Origin of the sequence: Nocardia sp. NPDC049220 (assembly GCF_040647855.1) — a bacterium.
Taxonomy (GTDB): Bacteria; Actinomycetota; Actinomycetes; order Mycobacteriales; family Mycobacteriaceae; genus Nocardia.
Genome location: NZ_JBEZDA010000003.1, coordinates 39,995 through 63,604, shown reverse-complemented (window position 1 = coordinate 63,604; position 23,610 = coordinate 39,995). Strand labels below are relative to the sequence as shown.

Annotated in this window: 20 protein-coding genes and 1 pseudogene; 11 read left to right on the top strand and 10 right to left on the bottom strand. The window is 67.3% G+C overall.

Annotated elements, in window-relative coordinates; genetic code table 11:
* Nucleotides 1–56: 56 nt before the first annotated feature.
* Nucleotides 57–323, top strand: coding sequence for a DUF2277 domain-containing protein (locus AB0C34_RS11825; RefSeq protein WP_357070259.1), 267 nt, complete (start codon nt 57–59; stop codon nt 321–323).
* A 13-nt stretch (nt 324–336) separates the two neighbouring features.
* On the opposite strand, the gene AB0C34_RS11820 is transcribed toward AB0C34_RS11825, so the two are convergent.
* On the bottom strand, nt 337–1,647 hold the full coding sequence (locus AB0C34_RS11820; RefSeq protein ID WP_357070257.1) for a helix-turn-helix domain-containing protein: 1,311 nt from the start codon (nt 1,645–1,647) through the stop codon (nt 337–339).
* Nucleotides 1,648–1,948: 301 nt separating this feature from the next.
* On the opposite strand from AB0C34_RS11820, the gene AB0C34_RS11815 reads away from it, so the two are divergent.
* The 3 genes from AB0C34_RS11815 to AB0C34_RS11805 all read left to right on the top strand — a co-directional run bounded on the left by AB0C34_RS11815 (nt 1,949) and on the right by AB0C34_RS11805 (nt 5,612).
* A complete protein-coding gene (locus AB0C34_RS11815; protein ID WP_357071276.1) occupies nt 1,949–3,487 on the top strand; it encodes an aldehyde dehydrogenase family protein in 1,539 nt (512 codons plus the stop codon).
* Nucleotides 3,484–4,317, top strand: a complete 834-nt coding sequence (locus AB0C34_RS11810; RefSeq protein ID WP_357070255.1) for an SDR family oxidoreductase — start codon at nt 3,484–3,486, stop codon at nt 4,315–4,317. Before AB0C34_RS11815 ends, AB0C34_RS11810 begins: the two co-directional genes overlap by 4 nt.
* Before the next feature lie 407 nt (nt 4,318–4,724).
* On the top strand, nt 4,725–5,612 hold the full coding sequence (locus AB0C34_RS11805) for a LysR substrate-binding domain-containing protein (protein ID WP_357070253.1): 888 nt from the start codon (nt 4,725–4,727) through the stop codon (nt 5,610–5,612).
* 59 nt (nt 5,613–5,671) lie between these two features.
* Here AB0C34_RS11805 and AB0C34_RS11800 read toward each other — a convergent pair whose 3' ends face one another.
* Nucleotides 5,672–7,165 (bottom strand): amidase family protein, encoded by a 1,494-nt coding sequence (locus AB0C34_RS11800; RefSeq protein WP_357070251.1) that lies wholly within the window; start codon nt 7,163–7,165, stop codon nt 5,672–5,674.
* 192 nt (nt 7,166–7,357) lie between these two features.
* Between AB0C34_RS11800 and AB0C34_RS11795 the strand changes: the two genes are divergently transcribed.
* Genes AB0C34_RS11795 through AB0C34_RS11785 form a run of 3 tightly spaced genes read left to right on the top strand, consistent with a single transcriptional unit; the run spans nt 7,358 to nt 13,067 of the window.
* A complete protein-coding gene (locus AB0C34_RS11795) occupies nt 7,358–9,835 on the top strand; it encodes a serine/threonine-protein kinase (protein ID WP_357070249.1) in 2,478 nt (825 codons plus the stop codon).
* Nucleotides 9,832–12,309, top strand: a complete 2,478-nt coding sequence (locus tag AB0C34_RS11790; RefSeq protein WP_357070248.1) for a protein kinase — start codon at nt 9,832–9,834, stop codon at nt 12,307–12,309. The genes AB0C34_RS11795 and AB0C34_RS11790 overlap by 4 nt, the downstream gene beginning before the upstream one ends.
* Nucleotides 12,306–13,067 (top strand): cyclase family protein, encoded by a 762-nt coding sequence (locus tag AB0C34_RS11785; RefSeq protein ID WP_357070246.1) that lies wholly within the window; start codon nt 12,306–12,308, stop codon nt 13,065–13,067. Before AB0C34_RS11790 ends, AB0C34_RS11785 begins: the two co-directional genes overlap by 4 nt.
* Here AB0C34_RS11785 and hpt read toward each other — a convergent pair.
* From hpt to dacB, 4 genes are all read right to left on the bottom strand, one after another.
* Nucleotides 13,025–13,582: a hypoxanthine phosphoribosyltransferase gene (gene hpt, locus AB0C34_RS11780; RefSeq protein WP_357070244.1), complete on the bottom strand. Its 558-nt coding sequence runs from the start codon at nt 13,580–13,582 to the stop codon at nt 13,025–13,027. The two genes, AB0C34_RS11785 and hpt, sit on opposite strands and share 43 nt — an antisense overlap.
* A 43-nt stretch (nt 13,583–13,625) precedes the next feature.
* On the bottom strand, nt 13,626–14,714 hold the full coding sequence (gene tilS / locus AB0C34_RS11775; protein ID WP_357070242.1) for a tRNA lysidine(34) synthetase TilS: 1,089 nt from the start codon (nt 14,712–14,714) through the stop codon (nt 13,626–13,628).
* 124 nt (nt 14,715–14,838) lie between these two features.
* Entirely contained in the window at nt 14,839–15,957 is a 1,119-nt protein-coding gene (locus AB0C34_RS11770) for a zinc-dependent metalloprotease (RefSeq protein ID WP_357071273.1), read from the bottom strand.
* A gap of 13 nt (nt 15,958–15,970) precedes the next feature.
* Nucleotides 15,971–17,479, bottom strand: a complete 1,509-nt coding sequence (gene dacB, locus AB0C34_RS11765; RefSeq protein ID WP_357071270.1) for a D-alanyl-D-alanine carboxypeptidase/D-alanyl-D-alanine-endopeptidase — start codon at nt 17,477–17,479, stop codon at nt 15,971–15,973.
* A gap of 146 nt (nt 17,480–17,625) precedes the next feature.
* On the opposite strand from dacB, the gene AB0C34_RS11760 reads away from it, so the two are divergent.
* Nucleotides 17,626–18,117 (top strand): inorganic diphosphatase, encoded by a 492-nt coding sequence (locus tag AB0C34_RS11760; RefSeq protein WP_357070240.1) that lies wholly within the window; start codon nt 17,626–17,628, stop codon nt 18,115–18,117.
* Between the two features lie 76 nt (nt 18,118–18,193).
* Here AB0C34_RS11760 and AB0C34_RS11755 read toward each other — a convergent pair.
* From AB0C34_RS11755 to AB0C34_RS11745, 3 genes and pseudogenes are all read right to left on the bottom strand, one after another.
* Nucleotides 18,194–19,825: pseudogene (locus tag AB0C34_RS11755) on the bottom strand (MDR family MFS transporter).
* Nucleotides 19,826–19,874: 49 nt separating this feature from the next.
* Nucleotides 19,875–20,387 carry a MarR family transcriptional regulator gene (locus AB0C34_RS11750; RefSeq protein ID WP_357070238.1) on the bottom strand — a complete coding sequence of 171 codons (513 nt, stop codon included), beginning with the start codon at nt 20,385–20,387 and terminating at the stop codon, nt 19,875–19,877.
* Nucleotides 20,388–20,473: 86 nt separating this feature from the next.
* Nucleotides 20,474–21,295 carry a crotonase/enoyl-CoA hydratase family protein gene (locus AB0C34_RS11745; protein ID WP_357070236.1) on the bottom strand — a complete coding sequence of 274 codons (822 nt, stop codon included), beginning with the start codon at nt 21,293–21,295 and terminating at the stop codon, nt 20,474–20,476.
* Between the two features lie 192 nt (nt 21,296–21,487).
* Between AB0C34_RS11745 and AB0C34_RS11740 the strand changes: the two genes are divergently transcribed.
* The 3 genes from AB0C34_RS11740 (at nt 21,488) to AB0C34_RS11730 (ending at nt 22,965) form a co-directional block, all read left to right on the top strand.
* A complete protein-coding gene (locus AB0C34_RS11740) occupies nt 21,488–21,808 on the top strand; it encodes a 2-oxo-4-hydroxy-4-carboxy-5-ureidoimidazoline decarboxylase (protein WP_357070234.1) in 321 nt (106 codons plus the stop codon).
* A gap of 53 nt (nt 21,809–21,861) precedes the next feature.
* Nucleotides 21,862–22,338 carry a YbaK/EbsC family protein gene (locus AB0C34_RS11735; protein WP_357070232.1) on the top strand — a complete coding sequence of 159 codons (477 nt, stop codon included), beginning with the start codon at nt 21,862–21,864 and terminating at the stop codon, nt 22,336–22,338.
* 75 nt (nt 22,339–22,413) lie between these two features.
* Nucleotides 22,414–22,965 carry a flavin reductase family protein gene (locus AB0C34_RS11730; RefSeq protein ID WP_357070230.1) on the top strand — a complete coding sequence of 184 codons (552 nt, stop codon included), beginning with the start codon at nt 22,414–22,416 and terminating at the stop codon, nt 22,963–22,965.
* Between the two features lie 5 nt (nt 22,966–22,970).
* On the opposite strand, the gene AB0C34_RS11725 is transcribed toward AB0C34_RS11730, so the two are convergent.
* Entirely contained in the window at nt 22,971–23,570 is a 600-nt protein-coding gene (locus AB0C34_RS11725) for a Uma2 family endonuclease (protein WP_357070228.1), read from the bottom strand.
* Nucleotides 23,571–23,610: the final 40 nt, after the last annotated feature.

Sequence of the window (23,610 nt, the reverse complement as noted above, 5' to 3'; positions counted from 1 at the left end):
CGCATCGGCGGTTTCTTGCCCTGACGCATGTCGCGCTCGGGAGCTAGTGTTCTCGCATGTGTAGAAATATCACCGTCTTGCGTGGCCTGGAACCTGCCGCTACCGATCAGGAAATCTATGCCGCCGCACTGCAGTATGTGCGCAAGGTCGGTGGTGTGTCAGGCCTGAGCTCGACCACCAAACCGGCCGTCGACAAGGCCGTCGCGGCCATCGCGGCGGCGACGACGACCTTGCTCGCGGAACTGCCCGACCGCAGGGTCGCCCCGACCACCGAACCCCCGCTACGCCGCATCGCCGCGCGCGACGCTGCTGCCGGAGGGTAGCGAACCGCACGGTTCAGGGCAGCGCGTCCGCGCCATAGACGGCGACGCAGGCGAGCGCGACCTCGAGCGGCAGACCACGCTCTTCGATCGGATATCCCAGCACTTCCTCGATCCGCTGAATCCGATAGCGGACCGTATTCTTGTGCACGCCCAGCAATTTCGCCGCGGCCTCCGGGCTGCGGTGGCTACGCAGATAGGCGTGCAACGTCTCGCGCAGCCGCGCGGCGGTGGCGTCTCGGCCCGCCAGCGCGCCCAACTCGCGCTCGATCAACCCACCCATGGCCAGATCATCCGCACCGACCAGGTAGGCGATCTCCACCTGGCGGTACACGGTGATTCGACGCCCGCGCGCGGGATCACGCTCGGCGACCTGCCGCGCGGCGACCGCTTCACGGTGACTGCGCCGGAATCCGGCGATCCCCGCGGCGGGCACCCCGAACGCGACCCGGACCGGGGCCTCCACCTGGACGGATGCCAACCGCTGCAGCTCCGCGGGCACCGCGAGTTCGGCAGCGCGGACACCGTCGTCCAGCCCCGCCCATGCCCACATACCGCTGGCGCCCGACGGAACCGTGAGCGCGTGCCCGCTGCCGAGCGCCGTCGCCAGTTTCGCCGCGACCCGGTCCAGCATACCGGTCGCCTCGGTGTCGACCCCGGTCGGCTCGTCGGTCCACAGCACGAAGGCGAGGTGTTGCTTGGCCAGGCGGTATCCCAACCGCACCGATGCCTGCTCGATATCCAGGTCGTCGCCCGCGAGCAGTGCGCGGACGGTTTCGGCACGACGATTGAGCGCGGCACGCAGAACGCCCTCACGCTCCTGCATGTAGGTGTCGGTGAGCAATTCGACCGATGTATTGATCCACGTCGTCGCCCGCTCGAACAATCGAAGCAGCACAGCGCGCTCGATCTCGTGTGGCGCCTGTCGGTGCTCGATTACCTCGGTCATGTAATCGAGCACCGCCGCCATCCCGACGTGATAGACGCGCAGCAACAACCGCAGTTCGAATCCCCGCCGAGCCACGCTGCGGGCGAACGTGTGCGCCTCCTCCGGCAGCATGAAACCGAAGGCGTCACTGGCCAGGCCGCTGAGCACGACCCTGGCGTGCGCCCGCGTACTTGCCGCGAGGTCGCGACGCATATCGCGGTCGGTGAGTTCGGGGATGCGCGCGACGATCGCGTCGTCCAGCCGGGTGACGATCTGTTCGAGCGTTTCGGTGCGCATCGTCTCGGAGACGTAGTCGGCCAGCCAGTCCCGCACGTCACCGCTGTCTGGACCGACATGGTTGGCGCGCGGTGCGGCACCTGACGACTGCGGGGCGGTCATTCCTCGACTCCTTCGGCTCGCAGTCGGGCACTTGTCGTCGGGCCCTCGGCATGGCTTGTACTTTGGGCACAAATTTTGAGATGATCCTTGACCATTTTGGCCAAGAAAGTCTGATTCGATTGTGTCACCATCATAGTTCAGTGATCTGATTCACAGCAGTGCACCGCACAATGTCAGTGGGAGAACAGCAGTGACCAACACCGAACCAGCGACCGCCGCAACCACAGCCACCACGACGGAGTCGACGCGCGCAACGGAACCGGCGCGCGAGACGACCACGACGAAGGACGGCCCTGCCGTCATCGAGGTGCGCAATCCCGGCACCGGCGAAGTCGTCGGCACGGTTGCGGACGAAACCGCGGACGCGGTCGCGGCCACGGTCCGCGAACTGCGGATGTACCAGCCGGAATGGGAGGCCATCGGCCCCGACGGCCGTAAGGCCTGGCTGCTGAAATTTCAGGACTGGCTGATCGACAACACCGACCGTCTCGCCACCGTGCTGCAGTCGGAGACCGCGAAGCCGCGCGTCGATGCCTTGATCGACCCGGGCTTCGCGGCCGACGTGATCGGTTACTACGCGCGCCGCGCCGCCAAGTTTCTGGCCGACGACCACCCGTCGCCACACAGCCCACTGGCCAGGGTCAAGAAGCTGACCACGGTCTACCGACCGTATCCGGTGGTCGGCGTCATCACACCGTGGAACTTTCCGCTGGCCATGCCGGTGATGGACGCATTCCCAGCGCTTGCTGCGGGCGCGGCGGTCGTCCTCAAACCGTCCGAGGTGACTCCGTTGTCCGCGCTCGAATTGGCGAAAGGCTGGGCCGAAATCGGCGCTCCGCCGGTCTTCGCCGTGGTCACCGGAGCCGGTGCGACCGGAGCAGCCGTGGTCGGTACCGCCGATTACGTCCAGTTCACCGGTTCCACCGCGACCGGCCGCAAAATCGCCGCCGCCTGCGCGGAGCGGATGGTCCCCTACAGCCTCGAACTCGGCGGCAAGGACCCGGCCATCGTGCTCGCCGACGCCGACCTCGATCGCGCCGCGCACGGCATCGCGTTCGGCGGCATGTTCAACTCCGGCCAGGTCTGCATCTCGGTGGAGCGGGTGTACGTCGAAGCACCGGTGTACGACGACTTCGTCGCCAAACTGACTGCCAACGTCGAGGCGCTGCGCCAAGGCCTCGACGGCCGCGAGTCGCAGTACGACCTCGGCGCGCTGGCCAACGAGAACCAGGTCGACATCGTGCAGCGTCACGTCGACCAAGCCGTCGCTGCGGGCGCGAAAGTGCTGACCGGAGGCAAGCGAGCCGGTTTCGGCACCGCGTTCGAACCGACCGTGCTCGTCGATGTCGACCACACTATGTCGTGCGTCACCGAGGAGACCTTCGGTCCAACGATTCCGGTGATGAAGGTCGCCGACGAGGTCGAAGCGGTACGGCTGGCCAATGACTCGAGCTACGGATTGTCGGCGTCGGTGTGGACCGGCGACAAGAAGCGCGGCGAACGGATCGCCAGGCAGCTGAACACAGGGGCGGTCAATATCAACGATGTCTTCGCCAACCTGTTCAGCTTCGCGCTGCCGATGGGTGGCTGGGGCCTTTCCGGCGTCGGCACGCGCTGGGGCGGAGCGAACGGCGTGCGCAAGTACTGCCGTCAGCAGGCGATTACCACACCGATCCTGCCGACGCAGCAGAAAGAACTGTTCTGGTACCCGTACTCGATGCCGAAGCTGCTGTTCACACTCGGCGCCATGCGTGCGGCGGGCGCGCGCGGCCTGCGCCGCATCGACCTCTCCGCCATCTTGAAACTCCAGGGGGGCAGTCGCGAGGGGGACGAGAAATGACCGAATCGACGAGGATTCGCGGCAAGGTTGTCGTCATCACCGGTGGCGGCCGCGGCATCGGGCTGGCCACCGCGACCGCACTGCAGGCCCTTGGCGCGCGGATCGCCATCGGTGACATCGATGAGGCCGCGGCCAAGGAGTCGGGCGCCGCGCGCGGGTTCGAGTTCTGCGGCAAGCTCGACGTGGCCGATCCGAGTTCGTTCGAAAACTTCCTCGACGAGGTGGAGCGCACCCTCGGCCCGGTCGACGTGCTGATCAACAACGCGGGCATCATGCCGACCGGCAAGCTGGTGGACGAACCGGACCAGTTGACTCGCCGCATCCTGGACATCAACATCTTCGGCGTGATCCTCGGCTCCAAGCTGGTCCTGAGCCGAATGCTGGCGCGCGGGAGCGGGCACATCATCAACATCGCGTCGCTCGCGGGTGAGACGCATGTCCCGGGCTTGGCCACCTACAACGCCAGCAAGCACGCGGTACTGGGGTTCACCGACACGCTGCGCGAGGAGTACCGGGACAGCGGCGTGCATTTCTCTTCGGTGCTGCCCACGCTGACCAACACCGAACTCGGCTCGGGCGTCACCACGCCCGCCCTGCTCCGCGCAGCGGAGCCGGAGGAGGTCGCCGACGCTGTCGTCAAGCTGATCATCTCGCCGAAATCGAAGGTCCGGGTGACCGCGCTGGCCGGGTTCATATCCCGAGTGGTCGGCCTGCTGCCGGAGGCGCTCGGAGACCGCGTCGGCCGAGCTCTCGGCTCCGGGCACGTGTTCCTCGACGACGTCGATGCCGAAAAGCGCAAAGCTTACGAGGAGCGGGCTCGCCGCGGGTGATTGTTGTGGCAGCCGCCGCGGCCGGGACTGCCTCGGGCGCGGCGGTGCGGCAGCCGACACACCGCGCGAGCGCCATAAACCGAATCGTGTCGAAGATCACCAGAGAGCTCGGTCACTTCACCTAGTCGGTCGGCGCTGATTCGCGGCCGACTCAGCAACCATCGACGTGCGCACAATCGCCGTCCGACCCAGCAGGCCAACTGCCATCTCCGCTGTTCAAGCCCCCAATAATCCGAAACCTTCGGAATGACCGTTAGGTGCCACACATTCGCCACTCGGCAGTGCGCAACACCACGGCACGCAATATGCTGTCATTAACAAACCCATCGACCGTTTCGGTCACCGTATCCGAACTTTTCGGCCTGATAAGGCTGGAAAATATGGACTGATTCTGATAGCAAGGGGCTATGGACCCGCATTTGCGCGACCTGCGGTATTTCGTCGCCGTCGCTGAGGAACTGCACTTCACCAACGCCGCTCAGCGGCTGCACATCGCACAACCCACCCTGTCGCGTCAGATCCGCCAGTTGGAGCGTCAGCTCGACGTGGTCCTGTTCGACCGCAACCAGCGCAGCGTCGCACTGACCGTCGCGGGCAAGGAATTGCTCGAAGGCGCCCGCAAGATCCTGGAGCTGTGGGAGGTCACGAACGTCTCGTTGCAGGAAGCCGGCGAGGTGCTGCGGGTCGGAATCCAGTCCGCACTCGGCCGCGGCCTACTGAACGACCTGGAAAGCGCGAGCGGACATCGCCTCGCTCTGCATGCGGCGTCCTGGACCGACCCGTCCAGCGGGCTCGCGGGTCGCCAAGCCGACCTCGCTCTGGTCTGGCTTCCGCTGCCGGACCAGAACCGCTACCGGTGGCAGGTGCTACGCACCGAGCCGCGCTGGGTGCTGCTCCCGGAGAACCACCCGCTTGCCGGCTCGGAGACCATCGAGTTCACCGATCTGCGCGACGAACCATTCATCGCGCTGCCCCCCGAAGCCGGCGCCGTACGCGACTTCTGGCTCGGCAACGACGGACGGGGCGGCCGCCCGCCGAAGATCGGCGCCGAGGCAGCGACGCCCGAGGACAAACTGGAAGCGGTGAGCCTCGGCTTGGGTGTCTGTCTGCTCGCCGAGAACAATGTGCCGATGTACCGCTGGCCGGGTCTGACCGCGCGACCGTTGTCCGGGCTCGCACCGTGCGAGCTCGCCGTGGCGTGGCGGGCCGATGACAACCGGCCGACCATCCTCGAATTCGCCGGACGCGCCGTCGCGGGGGGATTCGCCACCCCGCAGTCCGCCGTCAGCGTCTGATCAGTCCACGCAGGGTCGGGGATCAGCCCGCGGTCGGTATGCGCTCCGGACGATCCGGATCAGGGCGCGGTGCGTTGCCACGGGTGAGCGGTCTCCAGCTGCGCGGACAGCCGCAGCAAGGTGGATTCACTGCCCGGTGGGCCCGCGACCTGCGCGGCCACCGGTGTCCCGACGCCGGGATGCATGCCCATCGGCACGGAGACGGCCGGCCAGCCGACCAGGTTCCACAGTGGGGTGAACGGGGAAAATCGCACGCAGGCCAGCCAGCCGCGGGCGTACCAGGCCCGCACTGTCGGCGGCGCTGCGGCGAGCGTAGGTGTGATCACCACGTCGTAGTCGTCGAAGAATTCCAGTAGCCGCGCTTCCACCCGATCGATCTGAGCCGGGCGCACCAAGCGCAGCCGCTGCACGAACCGGCCTAGACCCGGATAGGGGCGGGTATGCCCCCGGTACTCGGCGTCGGCTAGCGCAGCGGCGTTCAGCTTACGTAGATAGACCGAGAGCAGAGCGGTGCCGTAGGGCAGCACGGTCGGTTCGACGAGGTGTCCCGCCGCTGCGGCGATCGACGCGGCCGTGCGGGCAGCGGCGGTCCAGTGCCGGTCGACACGAAAGAAACGAGACGGTGGATCCACGGCCAATCCGATCCGTAGTCGGCTTGGTGGATCCACCTCGGCCAGGTCCGGACGCGCCGCCATTACCGACAACGCGAGCGCCGCGTCACCGACCGTCGTTGCGAGCACACCGTTTTCCGCCATGCTCGACCAGGCGTCTGAGCCGAACTCGGCGGGCACGGTGTAACGACCCGGCTTGATGCCGAATACCCCGCAGCAGGCCGCCGCGCCGCGCAGCGAGCCGAGCCCGTCGCAACCGTGCGCCACCGGAACCAGCCCGGCCGCGACTGCCGCGCCGGAGGCGCCACCCGCGCCGCGAGCGGGGTTCCACGGGTTGCGGATACGACGATCCGCGCCGGTGGTGCCCCACAGACCGAGTTCGGTGACCGCGGCGAGCCCGACGACCACCGCGCCCGCGGCGCGCAGTCTGCGTACCAGCGAATGGTCCGCGACCGCCGTGGGCTCACCCGCTCCCTCGATCGGGATGCCGGACTCGATCGCGACCGGTACACCGGCCAACGGCAGCACATCGAGGTCGGCCCCGTGCTCGAGCGCGGTAGCCTCGGCCACCGCCTCTTCCGCACGGACGACACTGAACACTTTCGCCTTCCGATTCACCGCCGAGATCCGTGCCACCGCCTCCGCCACCACCCGGGTGGCGATGAGCGAGCCGTCCCGAACACCGGTCGCGATGGCCGTAGCCGGGCCGCGCGGTGGGTCAGCTTCGGTTTCCCTACGGCGACCGGGCAGATCGTCGGTACCGGTCGAGTCCGTGGTCGCGGCCACCGCATCGGCGGCCTTCGCGTTCCGGACTACTGTCGGTGGCACGGCGGTTTTCGTCGAGATCGAGCCGTTCGCCGCCATTGCGGCATCCTCGTGCATGTGCTCGTCGTCCCCCGTCGCTTCGTTGTCGAAATCGGGTGATCCGCTGTTGAGCCGCAAGTTATCATTTCGAATACTGCGCGGGGGATGATGGCGAGGGGTGTGGCGGAATTTCTCCGACACATCGACCGACCGACCGGTGCGGATTCTGCGGCGTCCGCCGAACCACTAGGCCTGATAATGAGTGCCAACACTGAGAGAAGTTCCGATTCCGACACGGGTCGCCCTTCCGGTGCCGGTTATCGCGACGACATGTCGTGGAGTGAATTCAGCGCGGTGAAAGCCTTCTCCGCGGCCTGGGAATCCACGCAACACCCGCCGGAGATCGCCGAGTACCTGCCGGACGCGGCCACCTTGCGCAGAGATGCCCTGCTCGACCTGATCCGCATCGATCTGCGACATCGCTGGCTGCGCCCGCCCGCGGCGGGCGAAGGCACCACTCCCGAACCGACCATGCGCAAACGCCTCGCCGATTACTGCGCCGAATTTTCCGAACTCTCCCCCGCCGATATCCCGGCGGGTCTGGTGTACGAGGAGTTCGTCATCCGCCGCCACAGCGGAGAACGCGTGGATCCGCGCGAATGTCTGCGGGAATATCCGCATCAGGCGCAGGAGCTCCGCGACCTGTTGAACGCCGACGACGTGGACCAGAGCACCCGCCGTGCGGTGCAGGATGATTCCACGCGCACCGCTCTCGCACGCACTCGAACCACTCCGGTGCCTACCGAATTGAACCAAACCACCCAGGCAGTTCGTAGTTCTGAGGTGACCAGAACGACCGCTGATCGCACGGAGGCAGCCACCGTCGTCCCCACTACGATCGGAACAGAACCAGGTGGTTCCAACGTGCTCGATCGGATCGAAATCGGCCAGCGGATAGATGATTTCGACCTGCTCACCGGTTTGGGCAGCGGCGCCTTCGCCCGAGTCTTCTTGGCGCGGCAGCGCTCGTTGCAGCGGCTGGTCGCGGTGAAGGTCTCCGCCGACCGGGGCACCGAGCCGCAAACCCTGGCCCAACTCGACCACGACTACATCGTGCGAGTGTTCGACCAGCGGCTGCTCGAGGACGCCGCGGGCACCGCGCACCGGTTGCGGCTGCTCTACATGCAGTTCCTGCCCGGCGGGACACTGCTGGGCGTGCTGCGCTGGGTGCGCGCCACCCCGCCCGCCGAACGCAGTGGCAGGCTGCTGCTGGACGCCGTCGACGCGGCGATGGAGGAGAAAGGCGAGATTCGGCCGACCGACTCCAGCGTGCGCGCCGAGATCGCCGCGCTGAGCTGGCCGGAGACGGTCGCCTGGCTGGGGCGCAGGCTGGCCGAGGCACTCGACTACGCCTCCTCGCACGGCGTGCTGCACCGTGACGTGAAGCCGGCCAATGTGCTGCTCACCGCTGAGGCCGTGCCGAAACTGGCTGATTTCAACATCAGTTTCAGCCGCAACGTGGCGGGTACCAGCCCGGTCGCCTACTTCGGCGGTTCACTGGCCTACATGTCGCCGGAGCAACTGGAGGCCTGCCATCCCGGTTTCGATCGCGGCGCCGCCGACCTGGACACCCGCGCCGATATCTACTCGCTCGGCGTGGTGCTGTGGGAGTTGCTCACCGGCGCCAAGCCGTTCGACGACAGCACCGCGGGCGCGGGCGACCACAGCGACGACACCACCCTGGAAGCCATGCTGGAGCGCCGAACCTCCGGCGTGGAGGCGGCGGCACTGCAACGAGTTCCCCCCGACTGCCCGGCCGCGCTGCGCCGCGTCCTGCTGACCTGCCTCGCACCGGAACGGACCGAGCGCTGGTCCAGCGGCGCGACCCTGGCCAGGCAGCTGGAGATGTGCCAGGACGCGCGCGCACGGGAGCTGGTCGACCCTGCGCCGAACAGCTGGCGGCGGCGGCTGCGGCCGCATTTCGTGCTGGTGGCGCTGCTGTCGGTGGCACTTCCGAATGTGCTTGCCTCGCTGTACAACATCAAGCACAACGAAACCCTGATCATCAGCCGGATGACCGAGGATGCCCAGCACACCTTCCTCATCATTACCAGCGTGGTGAACTCGATCTTCTTCCCGACCGGCATCGCGATCGTGCTGTATATGTCCAGATACGTCATCACGGTGCCGCGAGGTCTGCGCAAGGGTCGACGATACGACCCGGACACCCTGCGGCGAGCCAGACGCGACGCGCTACTACTCGGCGATCGTTCTGTCGCAGTGGCGTTCTCACTGTGGGTACTGGCGGGCATCGTGTTCCCGATCGCGCTACAGATATCCACTGGCGACATCTCGACACCGGCCGTAGTGCACTTCCTCGCCTCGCTGGTGGTATGTGGTGCGATCGCAGTCGCGTATCCGTTCTTCCTGCTGAACTTCTACATGGTGCGGTGCGTCTATCCGCTCTTCCTTCGGCACGGGGACATCAGTCCCGAGGACGCGGTATGGCTGCGCGGGTTGGACCGGCGTGCCAACGGGTATCTGGCCGTCGCCGCCTCGGTACCGCTGCTGGCTGTGGCAGGTGTGACTTTCCTGCCCGCCACCGACATTCCGTCGGTGATCTTCGCGGTGCGACTGCTATGCGCCGGCGGCATAATCGCATTCGTGGGCTCCTATCTCCTGTTCCGCGCACTGGAGGCAGATCTGCGCGCACTGGAGCGGGTGGTCGCACCAGCATCCACCGGCTCGGGCGCGTCCACGGGTCGGTCGGCGCGTGCGGAAGCGGACGCGGCGGAGACCGATACGTGACAACTTCGCGCACCGACGCCGTCGCGCGGTTCGCCGCCGATTGGCAGCACAGCCTCCGGGACGACCGGCGCCCGCCACAGATCACGGACTATGTTCCCGACGGGACGCAGGTGCGCTTGGCCGTACTCACCGATCTGCTGCGGATCGACCTGCGGCAGCGCTGGGAACGGGCGGGGCTCGGCAAGCGGGTCGCCGAGTACTGCAAGGAATTTCCAGAAATGGAACTCAGCGAGGAACTCGTGGATCTGGTGTGCGAGGAATTCCTGGCACGCCGCAGGAACGGTCCGCTGCCGATGGCGGACTTCCTCTCCGAGTATCCAGAGTTGGCCGACGAGATCCGTACGCGCCTCACCGAGTTCACCGACGTGGAAGTCGAGGGCATCGGGACCGCGGAGTCGAGCGAAGCCGTCGCCGCGGTGGCCGACCTGGCACCGGGGCAACGTCTCGATGACTTCGACCTGATCACCGACCTGGGCAGCGGCGTACTCGGCCGCGTCTTCCTGGCCAGGCAACGTTCCATGCAACGACTTGTCGCCGTGCGGTTTTCGGCGGGACGCGCCGGTGCGCCACGCACTATGGCGCAGTTGGACCACCCGCACATCGTCCGGGTCTTCGACCAGTTGATATTCCATGCCGGTGACACGCAGTCTCCTGCAGTTTCGAGTTCGACCGGCGACCGCGGCGCGCCGACCACGCACGAGAACGCAGATCCGACCATCGCGCGGGCACCCGACAACTCCGACACCACAATCGCCACAGCCACACCACACGACCCCGCCGCCACCATCGAGAGCCCACCTGGCAACCGATTGGCGACCGCCGCCGGCAACCTCGCCGACGAACGAACCATTGCGCAGACACCACAGCGGCACGCGGATATCTCGGCTGTACCCACTGTGGGCGCCGCACTCCCCCGCCTGGTCTACATGCAATATCTGCCCGGGGGCACCGCCTCCGGCGTACTCGAACAGCGTCGCCGTGGACCGGTCACCGACGGCGGTGCGCTGCTACTGCGCGCGGTGGACGCCGCTATGGAAGCCCGGGGCGAGATCCGCCCCTCGGATTCGAGTGTGCGTGCCGAGATCGCGCGGTTGAGTTGGCCCGAAACGGTGGCCTGGGTGGGCAGGCGGCTCGCGGACGCGCTGGACTACGCCGAGCACCACGGCGTGCTGCACCACGACATCAAACCGACGAACGTCTTGTTCACCGCCGAGGGCATACCAAAACTGGCGGATTTCGCCATCCATGAGGCGGGTGCGCGGACGGCCATTCCGAAACATACCGTCGTCGACGCGGATTCGCTGCGCTACCACTCACCGGAGCAGTTGGCACAGCTGCTCGATCCCGCCACGCCCACGCCCGGCGCCAGCAGTGACATCTACTCGCTCGGGGTGCTGCTTTGGGAAATGTTGACAGGTGCGGGACCGTTCGTCGATCCGCCTTCCGTCGAGCACGGCGCCGCCACCGAGACGTTCGCCGGCGCGCTCGCGGCGCGGCGCGGCGGCGTCTCGGCGACACTGTCGCGGCTGCCCGAGGACACACCGCCCGCGCTGCTCCGGGTGCTGCGAGAATGCCTGCATATCGACCAGAAACAGCGTTGGCGCAATGGTGCCGAACTAGCAGCACAACTCGACCTCTGTCTCGATCCTCGCGCGCGGGGCCTGGTCGATCCTTCGCCGCGCAGTCTCGCCTACCGAGCCCGCGGCTGGCTGCTCCCGCTCGCCACACTGTGTATCGGTGTGCCGAACGTGCTCGCGAGCTTCTATAACATCCAGTTGAACCAGGCCTTGATCATCGACCGGATGTCGACCGCCGACCAGCACAAGTTCGCCGCGGTCGGCCTGATCAACAATCTGATCGCCTTCCCGGTGGCCGCACTGCTGCTGCTTTTGCTCACCCGACGACCTCTCACCGTCGGTTACCGGCTGAACCGCGGCCACGCGTTCTCCGCGCGCACGCTGGCCAAAGCACGCCGCGACACCCTGCTGATGGGTGACTGGGCGGTGTGGTTGCCGTTCGGCTTCTGGCTGGTCGCGGGCATCATCTGGCCGCTGGGACTGGCGTCGTCCGGCGTGGACCTCCCGTCCGGGACCTTCCTGCATTTCTTCGCCGCGCAGGTGGTATGCGCGGCGATCGCTCTCGCCTATCCGTTCTTCCCGATCATGGTGTATTCGGTGCGGTCGGTGTATCCACGGCTACTGGTGCGCGGTGGCATCGGCCGCGACGACGCGCGTCAGTTGCGCGCCCTGGCCAGGCGGGGAAACTTCTATCTCGGTGTCGCCGCCTCGGTTCCGCTGCTCGGCGTGGCGAGCGCGACGTTTGTGAACGCCGCCGATCTGGAGTTGGTGATCGTTCCGGTACGGGTGCTCAGCGTAGGTGGCATTCTGGCATTCGTGCTCTCCTACCGAATGTTCCGGCTGCTAGAGGCCGATCTGCTCGCACTCGCCAGGGCGATTCCCCAGCGGAAGCGATGACCTCGCCGCGCCCGCTCGGGCGGCTGGTGAGCCTGTCGCATGTGCACGATCCGGCCACCACGCCGCGGTACCCCGGCGACCCGACATTCCGCACCGACCTCGTCGCCACGATCGCGAACGATGGCTACCAGCTGCGCTACCTCCAGCAGGGCGAACACACCGGAACACATTGGGGAGCACCGATTCACTTCCATTCCGAGGGGCTCGCCGCAGATGAGCTGGATCTGGATGACCTGCTGCTGCCCGCGGTGAAGATCGACGTTCGGCGGCAGTGCGCGAACGATCGCGACTACGCGATCACAGTCGCCGACCTGCGGCAGTGGGAGAACCGGCACGGCCGAATCCCGGACGGCGCCGCGGTGATCGCCTGGACCGGTTGGGACGCCAAGTGGGGCACCGCGGATTTCGTCGGCACCGGCGAATTCGAGGGCCGTCAGCCGGGTTTCGCGGTGGACACGGTGAAGTGGCTGCTGGACACCGGCAGACTCGGCCGGCGCGGCGCACTCGGTATCGACACGTTCGGTCCGGACCTGGGCAGCGACGACACGTACACGGTATCGAAACTGCTCTACCACGACCACCGAATCAGCCTGGAATGCCTGGCCGACTTGGCCGCGCTACCCGACACCGGCGCGTGGATCCTGGTGGGCGGACCGCTGTACCGCGGCGGTTCCGGTTCGCCCGCAACGATTTTCGGCATCCTGCCGGACCGGGCTCAGGCGCCGCCGTACACCTTGGGATCGAGGGTCCCGATGTAGGGCAAGTCGCGGTAGCGCTCCGCGTAGTCGAGGCCGTAGCCGACGACGAATTCGTTCGGGATGTCGAAACCGACGTGCGCGACGTCCACCGGGGTGCGCAGCGCGTCCGGCTTGCGCAGCAGGGTTACCACCTCGAGCGACGCCGGGTTGCGGGTCGACAGGTTGCGCTTGAGCCAGGACAGGGTGAGCCCGGAGTCGATGATGTCCTCGACGATCAGAACATTGCGGCCCGCGATGTCGCGGTCCAAGTCCTTCATGATGCGCACGACACCGGAGGATGAGGTGGACGAGCCATAAGAGGAAACCGCCATGAACTCCAGCTGGGTCGGAATGGGCAGGGCTTTGGCCAGATCGGTCATGAAGAAAATCGCGCCCTTGAGCACACCGACCAGCAGTAGGTCGCCCTCGGGCGCATCAGCGGGATAGCGCTTGGCGATGAGTTCGGCCAGCTCCTGGGTCTTCGTGGCGATCTGGTCCTCGGTGATCAGCACCGACGCGATGTCGTCCCCGTACACGTCAGCTGAATTCCTTCCTGGGTGGTGAGCCCGGTGGGCCGGCTCAGGATGTGTCATCGGTCCGATGGCAGTCATTACCCAGCCGCAGTGTCAGCCTGCCACGTTCCCGCCCGGCGACCAACCTATTGCCCGGCCTTCCGCCTCCGATCGCGACGCCGCCCTGACCGCGCCATCCGGTAATCAACTCGTCGACTGCCTGTAAGTGCTTGTTGGTCAGCGCTTTCGCACCACCCGACAAGAGCCATGTCCGAATCGCCCGTTTTCGCAAAGCTGCGGGGGCAGTGGCGAGGGTCTCGACGACGAGCGTGCTGCCATCGGTCGCGCTGCGCAGCAGTTCGTCGGCGAGCGTGTCCAGCACGATCGCATCCTCGCGCAACTGTTCGGCCGTGCGAGCCAACGCCGGCGCCACTCCACCACCGAGGACCTCCTCCAACAGCGGCAATACCTCGGTGCGCAACCGCACCCTGGTGAACTCCGGCGCGATGTTGTGCGGATCGGCATGTGGCGCCAGGCCGAGGTCGGCACACAGCTGCCCGGTCGTCGCTCTGCGCACCCCGAGCAACGGCCTCCCCCACGGCTCGGTGAACGGCGCCATCCCATGAATCGAGCGGCCACCCGACCCGCGGGCCAGCCCCAGCAGGACCGTTTCGGCCTGGTCGTCGAGGGTGTGCCCGAGCAGCACCGGAAGTCCGTCGCGCGCCGCGTCCAGTGCGGCGTATCGGGCCCGGCGCGCGGCCGCCTCTACACCCCCGTCGGTTCCGACGTCGACCGCGAGCACTCGTGCCGACCGACACCCCAGAGCCAGTGCCCGCGCCGCGGCTTCGGCGGCGACCGCGGCGGAAGCCGGCTGCAATCGGTGATCGACCACCAGCGCGTCGACCGCGGCGGCCTCGACGACGGCCGCGGCCGTGAGTGCCAACGAATCCGCCCCGCCGGACAGCGCCACCGCGACCACGGGCGGGTCGGGATCGGCTGGCCCGAACCGGGTCAGCCAGCCGCGCACCGCCCTGCGCACCGCGAGCACCGCCGCGGTCTCCGGCAGGCGGCTGACGCCTTCCACTGTGCGGGCCGACCCCGCCGACCCGGCCTCCGATCCGAAGCGCCCGGGTGTGGTTTTCGGCGCACGACCCATGCGCCGAAGCCTACCGACCGGCCGGCGCCTCGAGTACCCGCACTCGGCGATGCCGTCCGTATGTCCCCGCCCCGCGCACGACGTCGGCGAAGGCGTTCGTAGGCATCCCCGCTCAGCAGCTCGACTACCTGCCGCTACCCAGCACCCGGCCGATCCAGCGCTGCGGATCCTCGATCTCGTCGACCCTGGGCAGCGTGTCGACATCGGTCCACACGGTGTTGAACCGGGCCATGCCTACGCTGCCGACCACCTCGTCCACGAAGGCCTTGCCACGCACGTACTGCGCGACCTTCGCATCCACACCGAGTAGGGCGCGCAGGATCCGCTGGACCGGGTTTGTCGGACGCTTGCGCCGCTGATCGAAGGCGGTTCGGATCTGCTCGACCGACGGAACGACCGACGGACCGACCGCGTCCATGACGTGATCGGCGTGCCCTTCCAACAGCGTGCCGAGCATGAGCAGGCGATCCAGCGCCTCGCGCTGCGGCGGCGCCTGACTGGCGCGCAGCAGTCCGACTATGCCGCGCGCCGCCGGATCGTCGGGGATAGCGCTGCGGCGTCGGTCGCGCACTTCGGCGACCAGCCGGGAGAGCATCTCCGTCAGCGGTTCGTCACCCACTTCGCCGAGCACCTCGACATTGGCGCGCATGTAGTCGGCGAGCCAAGGCGCCGAGGAGAACTGCACCCGATGGGTCACCTCGTGTAGACAGACCCAGAGCCGAAAATCGCTCGGCGACACTCCGAGCGCGCGCTCCACGGCCACGATGTTCGGCGCGACCAGCAGCAGCGTGCCGTCCGGCCCGGTGAACGGGTCGTACTGGCCGAGGATCGCGGTCGACAGGAAAGCGAGCATCGCGCCCGCCTGCACACCCGCGGGTTTGCCCGCAAACCGCTTGCGTGTCGCCGACGCCGTGTCACTTCCGGTGAGCTGCGCCATGGAATCGGCGGCGGCCCCGATCCAGCCGGGCCGGTCGACGATCCTGGCGGCGGGCACCGGTCGGTCGTCCAGTAGCCCGGTCACCGCACGGACGGGTCCTTCGGCGCGTTCGGAGGCGACCGCCAGTTCGGCGACAACCTGCTCGGCCGAGTAGCGCGAGGTGCGCGGCCCCGAGGGCACCAGCGCCGAGCCGGTTTTCGCGGCCACTTGCCAGTCGATCACCCCGGACAGAACCGACCGTCCCTGGTGCCGCTCCAGCGCAGCCACGGGGCCGGATTCGGCTGTGTCGGAACCTTCTTGGTCCATGATCATCCACCCGTCATGAGCATCCACAGTTACGCAGCGTGCCTGCGATCGCGTCCAGCGCGGGCCTACTCGCCTCTGGCGGTCGATCGTTCGACATCAGAGCGAAGGTCAGCACCCGCCCATCGGCGTCCAGCACATACCCGACCAACGCGCTGGACACCGACAGAGTTCCGGTCTTGGCGCGCACCCAGCCGGCGCCATTGCGATTCTGGGTGACATAGCGGCTGGTCAGTGAGCCAGTGCCGCCCGCGACCGGCAGGTAGTCGAGCATCGGGGCCAGCGTGGTCGCGAGGTGGTCGCGCTGCGGTTTGGCCTTCGTGCCGACCGGTTGCACCGCGGTGGCGCCGTTCGGCTCGGCCGCGGTAGCGATGATTCGATCGAGCAACCGCGCGGGAGTCCGATCGTCGACCGAGAGCCCACTGCTGTCGTGCATGACCAGGCCGGTCAGGTCGAAACCGGCTTTGTTCAGCGCCGCGCTCGTGGCGTCGACCGCGCCGCTGAACGACGCCTCGCCGCCGGTCGCCAGCGCGATCTCCCGGCCGATCGCCTCGGCGAGCACATTGTCGGAGTGAACCATCGTGTCGCGCAGCCGGTCGCGCAGCGGTGCCGACCGCACGCTCGCGACCTCGGCCGCGCCAGGCGGCGCGGTCCCCACCCTGACCCGGGCCGGGTCGATACCGAGGTCCCCGGCCAGTCGCCGCCCGGCATCCAAGGCGGGCGTCCCGGTGCGCGGGGAGTATTCCACGAGCGGTTGCAGGCGACCACCGTCGATCATCACCGACTCCATCGGAGCGATGGACCCCTCACCGATGTCGACCGGGTCCCACCCCTGTGCCATGGTCGGGCCCTCGTAGGCGGACGTATCGACCACGATCGTGTCCACCGGGCGGCCCGCGGATCTGATCTGCGCCACCAGATCGGACAACCGTGGGCCGTTCGGGTAGTAGCCCTTGCCGTCGGGCTGTGCGGTGAGCGTCGGATCACCACCGCCGACCAGCACCAACTCGTTCGGTGCCGACCCTGTGACCACCGCAGTGGTCACCCGGTGATCGGCGGGCAGCGCCAGCAGCGCGGCCGCGGTCGTGAGAATCTTGGCGGTCGACGACGGGATCATCGGTGTGTTCGCGTCACCACTCCACAGCACTGTAGCGCTGGCGGCATCGGTCACCTGGCCCGCGAACGCGCCGAGGTCCGGGTTACCGACCACGAGGGCGAGCGCGGCCGCGACACCCGCGGGGCTCGGTGCGGGCGCGTTGGAGCGGGCCGGGCCGACTTGTGGGGATGACTCGACCGCCGCGGGCGGTGCGGAAATAGTCAGTCCGCCGTGGCGGAACTCGTCGGTCCACGGCCGCAGCGCGAGTAACGCTCCGATGCCGCCCCCGAGCACCACCGCCAACACGGTCGCGCCTGCGATCCAGGTCTTCCGTCGCCGCCGGGCGGCCAGCCCACCGATGTTCTTGTTCCGACCAGACACGTCGACGTTGCTCTCCTGATTTCCGCGGCAGCCGCCTGCCGCACCCATGTCCCCGCCGATCACACTATCCTCGTTGCGCAACCGTTCCCCCGAACAACCTGGCGAGTCGGCACACTCCACAGCGGCCGAGTCGACAGCCGCCGATGAGAAGCCGAGTCGTCGGGACTCGGCACCGATGCATTGAAGGAGATGGCGTGGAGTTCGACGTCACTATCGAGATCCCCAAAGGTTCCCGTAACAAGTACGAGGTCGATCACGAAACCGGACGGGTCCGGCTCGACCGGTTCCTGTACACCTCCATGGTCTATCCCGCCGACTACGGCTACATCGAGAACACCCTCGGCGATGACGGCGACCCGCTGGACGCGCTGGTCCTGCTGCCCGACTCGGTCTTCCCCGGCGTGATCGTGGAGGCCCGTCCAGTCGCGATGTACAAGATGACCGACGAGGCAGGCGGTGACGACAAGATCCTGTGTGTGCCCGCGGGCGACCCGCGATGGGATCACATCCAGGACCTGAAGGACGTCCCGGAGTTCGAGCTGGCTGCGATCAAGCACTTCTTCGAGCGCTACAAGGACCTCGAGCCCGGCAAATTCGTCAAGGGCTCGGAGTGGGTGGGCCGCGCCGAGGCCGAGGCCGAGGTCGAGGCATCGATCCAACGGCTGAAGGAGCACGGCGGACACTGACCGTCCCGAACTGCGCGGCGCGGGTAGTCCGGTACTTTCCGGCTACCCGCGCCGTCGTTTGCGGGCGCACCGCGTCCTACCGCGCTCGATCAGCTTTCGCCCTCGCCGTCCTGCGCCGTGTCGGCATCGCCGTTCGCCGCCCGACCTTACGCAACGGCACCTCCCGCCAGAACAGCACCAGAATCAGTCCGAGCAGTGCGACACCGGTCGCCGACAAGAACACCGTGGACATCGACTCGGCGAAACCGATTTTGAAGGCCGAGCCAGATCCGGGTTCAGCTCCTGGATGATCGAGCTTTCGTGCAGCACCTCTCCGGCCGCCGAAGTGTTGTGCGCCAGTAGCCCTTTGGGCAGCGCGGCATCGGCGGGGTTCGCGCTGCGCGCGCCCGCGAGCACGGCGTGCTGGAAGGTCGGATCAGTGGCCACCGAACGCATCTCGGCGGAAATGTTGGGGGTCAGCTGCGCGAAAAGGATCGAAAGGAACACCGCTACGCCGAACGTGCCACCGATCTGCCGGAAGAACGTGGCGGCTGCGGTCGAGACTCCCATATCCTTGGGCGGCAACGCGTTCTGCATCGCCAGGGTGAGCGGCTGCATGAGATTGCCGAGCCCGATGCCGATACACACCATGAAGATCATGACCAGCCACAGCGGGCTGTCGGCGTCCAGGTAGTGCAGGAGGAGCAGTCCGACCGTCAGCATCGTCGCACCGATCAGCGGGAAAGCACGGTAGCGACCAGTGCGCGAGATCAGCTGTCCAGAAACGACCGAGCCCGCCATCAGTCCGAGCACCATCGGCAGCATCTCCAGACCGGCCAGCGTCGGGGTTGCGCCGCGTACCACCTGCAAATACTGCGGCAGCAGCGAGATTCCGCCGAACATCGCGGCGCCGACCACGAACGAGATCACCACGCCGAGCGCGAACGTCGTGTTGCCGAAGATCCGCGGCGGGATCAGCGCCGCATCCCCCAGCGTCTTCTGCACCAGGACGAAGCGGAGGACACCGAGACACCGATCAGATAGCAGGCGACCGACCGCCCACTGTCCCAGCCCCAGGCACGCCCCTGTCCGGCGACGATGAGCAGCGGGACGAGACCGATCGCCAAAACCGCCGTGCCCCACCAGTCCACCCGGTCAGTGGACCGTGCCCGTTCGGGCAGTGTCAGCACTCGGGACACGACCGCTAGGGCGACCAGGCCGATCGGCACGTTCAGCAGGAACACCCAGCGCCAGCTCACGCCGAGGATGCTGGCCTGCCCCGCGAACAAGCCGCCGAGCACCGGACCGATCACGCTCGAGGTGCCGAACACCGCGAGGAAGTAACCCTGGCACTTCACTCGCTCGCGCGGCGCGACGATATCGCCGATGATGGTCAGCGCCAGCGACATCAGTCCGCCCGCACCGAGCCCCTGGAACGCGCGGAACGCCGCGAGTTGGTACATCGACTCCGCGAAGTTGCACAGCAACGACCGAGCCCCAAAATCGCGATGGCCGCCATCAAGAACGGTTTGCGGCCATACATGTCGGACAACTTGCCGTAGAGCGGTGTCGCCAACGTCGCGGTGATCAGGTAGGCGGCGGTGGTGGCCCATGCCTGCAACGAGTAGCCGTCGAGGTCGTCGGCGATGGTGCGGATCGCGGTCGACACGATCGTCTGGTCCAGCGCGGCCAGCAGCATGCCCAGCGTTAGACCGCCGAGGATCGCCATGATCTGCCGGTGGGTGAAGGCGGCCGGTGCCGTGTGGTGTCCGACCCGGTCACGAGTCGGGCTCCGTGCTGCTGTGGTCGGCCCAGCGGCGGCGCATCGCGGCCACCATGCCGGGGCGGGCGAGCTCGAAGTCGTCGACGAACTGCCGCAGCAGATCGGCGAAGGCGGCTTTGGAATCCGGGTTCCAGGCCGCCAGCACAGTGGTGAGGCCCTCGTTGCGGCGGCGACGGATCTGTTCGGCGACCGCGCGGCCGTGATCGGTCACGGCGAGCACGGTGGCGCGGCCGTCGGCCGGGTCGGCCTGCCGCTCGACCAGCCGACGCTCGACCAGGTGGGCCACCTGGCGGCTGATCGTCGACGCGTCGGAATATAGCGCTTCGGCCAGCGTTCCCGACCGCATCGGCCCGTCGCACAACAGCCGGAACAGGGTCTCGAACGCGGCCGGGTCGAGTCCTCCCTTGGTCAGCCCGCTGAGTTGTGCCGCCGTGCGGTCACGGATCCGACCCAACCGGATAAGTTGAGCAGCGATCGTGTCGATCGACTGATCATCCGCAGCATCCACGCCATCACACCTTCATTTGCACCATCGATTAGTTGCGCGACGCAAGTATGCGAGGGGGTCAGTACCGGGGCAAACCTGGAGACGGCCTACTGGCCCTTGAATTCTGGCGCGCGCTTCTCGAACACCGCCTTGATCGCCTCGGTGAGGTCCTCGGAGGGGAGGAACGCGGCGTTCCAGGCGGAGACGTAACGCAGCCCGGCGGCGACCTCGTCCTTACGCCGCTGATCCAGTACATCCTTGACGCCCTGCACCACCAGCGGTGGGTTCGCCGCGATCTCGCGCGCGGTCGCGTGCGCCGCGTCCATGACCGCTTCCTGGTCCAGGAAGACGTCGTTGACCAGACCGATCTTCTCCGCGCGCACGGCGTCGATGTCCTTGGCGGTGTAGGCGAGTTCGCGCACATGCCCCTCCCCGATGATGCCGGGCAACCGATGCAGCGACCCGATGTCGGCGACAATCGCGACCTTGGCCTCCCGCAAACTGAACTTGGCGTCCGCGCTCGCGTAGCGGACATCGGCGGCCGCGATCAGGTCGAGGCCGCCACCGATGCACCAGCCGGACACCGCGGCGATCACCGGCTTGCGGCAGTCCGCGACCGCCGTGACCGCCGCTTGCATCTTGCGCACCTCGTGCAGCAAGGTGGTGCGCGGCTGTGCCAGCGCCCGGTCGGCAAGCACCGGCCCGAACGTTCCGCTCATCGCGGGCAGGTCGAGCCCGTAGCAGAAGTTCTTGCCCGAACCGGTCAACACCACCGCACGCACCTCGGGGTCGGCGTCGAGCACCTGGAAGACCTCCGGCAACTCCCGCCAGAAATCCGGGCCCATCGCATTCCCCTTGCCGGGACCGAGCAACGTGACCTGCGCGACGTGGTCCTTCGCTTCGACGGTGAAAGCCTGCCAGTCAGTCATTCGTACAGCGTATCGAGACGGCGCGCCGCCGGTACCCCGGCTACCGGGATCGTCCGTCGTATCGGACTCGCCAAGAAGACCGCGGAGCGTGTAAATCCTGCGCAAATTCGTAGCGACGCATTGGTTCCAGGTCACGGCGCGACGGATCATGGTGATGTCAACACATCGCGATCCTCGGGTTCGGAGACGACCATGCTGCTGCACCAGGGAATCGGTCTCGACCGATTCAACGAGATATCGCGCGGTCGCGCGATGCACGCGCTCTACGAGTGCTGTAGCAATGTGACGTGGGCGGCGACGCTGGCCGATGCCCGGCCCTACGCCAACCGGGACGCGCTGGTGAGCAAGGCCGATGTCGAACTGCTCGCGCTGTCCCAGCGGGACATCGACCGCGCGTTCGAAGCGGTTGTGCACGAACGGGTCTCGAAGCACAACCTGACCGAACTAGCACGGGTCACCCGCACCCGGATCGGGGGAATGCTCGGTCCGGTCGAGGGCTACCCGGATTACTGACCGGCATTCAGGCGCACCCGGCGTCCGACGCGCAATCGCTCTACCCTGGTGCCATGCGCAGGTCGTTGTTGCCACCGGTAGCTTGCCGGGTCGCGGACACCCTCATCGCCCGTGGGCATCACGGCCTCATCATCGCTCAACCCACGCCGACGCATACCGCGCTCGATGCCGCGCGGGCGCTCGGCGTCGATGTGGGGGCCATCACGAAATCGCTGGTTTTCCTGCTCGATGACGAACCGGTGCTGTTGCTGGTCTCCGGCGCACACCAGGTCGACCTGTCGAACACCGGCGCGCGCCTGGAAGGAAAGCTGACCCGCGCACCGGCAGACCTGGTCCGTGCGGTCACCGCACAGCCGATCGGTGGAGTCGCACCGGTCGGCCATCCGACCAACCTGCCGACCTGGGTGGACAACGCACTGTCCGCGCACCGCGAGGTCTGGGCGGCCGGCGGGCATCCGAACACCATTTTCCGCACGTCGTTCCGCGAATTGGTGCGGATCACCGCGGGCCTTGCGATCGACATGGATTGAGTTGGCGCGCGGGCAGCGACACCGAACGACCAGGTACTCGGCCCACCAGCCCTGGTCCGCGAGTATTTTCGTCATGTGACCGAAGCACCACGGCCCGAGACGGCATTCCAGATCCCCGATGATCTGAGTGGAATCACCGCCGAGCAGTACCGCACCTCCATGCGCCATTACCCCGCGGGCGTCACCGTCGTCACGCTGTCGTCCCCGGGGGGCCCGATCGGCTTCACCGCGACCTCATTCGCCTCGCTGTCACTGGCGCCGCCGCTGGTCTCGTTCAACATCGCACACACCTCCTCCAGCCTGCCCGCACTGCTGGACGCCGAGTCCGTGGTCATCCACTTCCTGGGCGAACACCAGCAGCACCTGGCTCACCGCTTCTCCAGGAACGCCGAGAAGCGCTTCAGCGACCACTCGCTGTGGACCACGCTGGACACCGGCGAACCAGTCCTGCACGGCACCCCCATCTGGTTGCGCGCCACCGTGCACCGACTCATCCCCATCGGCGACCACACCGTGGTCGCCGGCCTGGTGACCCGAGTGCACGACAACACCGATCAGAAGCCCGCCGCCGCCCCGCTGCTCTACTACGACGGGCGCTATTACCGCCCGACGTCGCTGGGTGACTGACCGACTCAGGCACCGTCCAAGGCGGCGAAGTCGACCTCGACCGGAAATGGGTCGGTCAGTCTGAGCACGTCCTGATGCGTTTCCGAGAGCCGGTAACTGCGACTGGCCCAATCCAGGCGGTATTCCTGGATAATCTTCACTTTTCGATCGGCGTCCAAGTGCGCGATCAGGTAGATCGGAATTCCCTCGTTCGCGTATTCCGCACACTTGTCCACCGTGTCGGTGTACTCGGATCCCGGCGAGACCACCTCGACCACCAGCAGTACGTCCGCGGTCGTCAACTTCCGGTCACCCTCGATGCAGCGATGTAGCACGACATCCGGACGGCGGAACGAGAACCCGGGGCTCGCCGGGCGACTCCGGAGGTAGTGCATCTCGAAATCGGTGACGACGCCGGTGCACGGCTCGGCCGGGCTTGCCCGCTCCAGGGCATTCGCCAGTCGCCGGGCGACATTGTTGTGCTGGAAGGTTCCGCTGCGGCATACGATTACGTGGCCGTCGACCACCTCGATCTGCCGCTGGATGTCGTCCGGAAGCGCCGCGTAGCCCTCCTCCGTGATCAGAAGCGCACCCGGGTCGACGGCCCAGGCAGGGAGCGTGCTCATGCGTCCACCTCGAGGTCGGGTACCAGTACGCCGATAATAT

Excerpts from the sequence above, each read along its gene's own strand:
- AB0C34_RS11825 (WP_357070259.1), top strand. The coding sequence starts at position 57 with ATGTGTAGAAATATCACCGTCTTGCGTGGCCTGGAACCTGCCGCTACC.
- AB0C34_RS11820 (WP_357070257.1), bottom strand. The coding sequence starts at position 1,647 with ATGACCGCCCCGCAGTCGTCAGGTGCCGCACCGCGCGCCAACCATGTC.
- AB0C34_RS11810 (WP_357070255.1), top strand. The coding sequence starts at position 3,484 with ATGACCGAATCGACGAGGATTCGCGGCAAGGTTGTCGTCATCACCGGT.
- AB0C34_RS11805 (WP_357070253.1), top strand. The coding sequence starts at position 4,725 with ATGGACCCGCATTTGCGCGACCTGCGGTATTTCGTCGCCGTCGCTGAG.
- AB0C34_RS11795 (WP_357070249.1), top strand. The coding sequence starts at position 7,358 with ATGTCGTGGAGTGAATTCAGCGCGGTGAAAGCCTTCTCCGCGGCCTGG.
- AB0C34_RS11785 (WP_357070246.1), top strand. The coding sequence starts at position 12,306 with ATGACCTCGCCGCGCCCGCTCGGGCGGCTGGTGAGCCTGTCGCATGTG.
- tilS (WP_357070242.1), bottom strand. The coding sequence starts at position 14,714 with ATGGGTCGTGCGCCGAAAACCACACCCGGGCGCTTCGGATCGGAGGCC.
- AB0C34_RS11770 (WP_357071273.1), bottom strand. The coding sequence starts at position 15,957 with ATGGACCAAGAAGGTTCCGACACAGCCGAATCCGGCCCCGTGGCTGCG.
- dacB (WP_357071270.1), bottom strand. The coding sequence starts at position 17,479 with ATGGGTGCGGCAGGCGGCTGCCGCGGAAATCAGGAGAGCAACGTCGAC.
- AB0C34_RS11745 (WP_357070236.1), bottom strand. The coding sequence starts at position 21,295 with ATGACTGACTGGCAGGCTTTCACCGTCGAAGCGAAGGACCACGTCGCG.
- AB0C34_RS11740 (WP_357070234.1), top strand. The coding sequence starts at position 21,488 with ATGCTGCTGCACCAGGGAATCGGTCTCGACCGATTCAACGAGATATCG.
- AB0C34_RS11735 (WP_357070232.1), top strand. The coding sequence starts at position 21,862 with ATGCGCAGGTCGTTGTTGCCACCGGTAGCTTGCCGGGTCGCGGACACC.
- AB0C34_RS11725 (WP_357070228.1), bottom strand. The coding sequence starts at position 23,570 with ATGAGCACGCTCCCTGCCTGGGCCGTCGACCCGGGTGCGCTTCTGATC.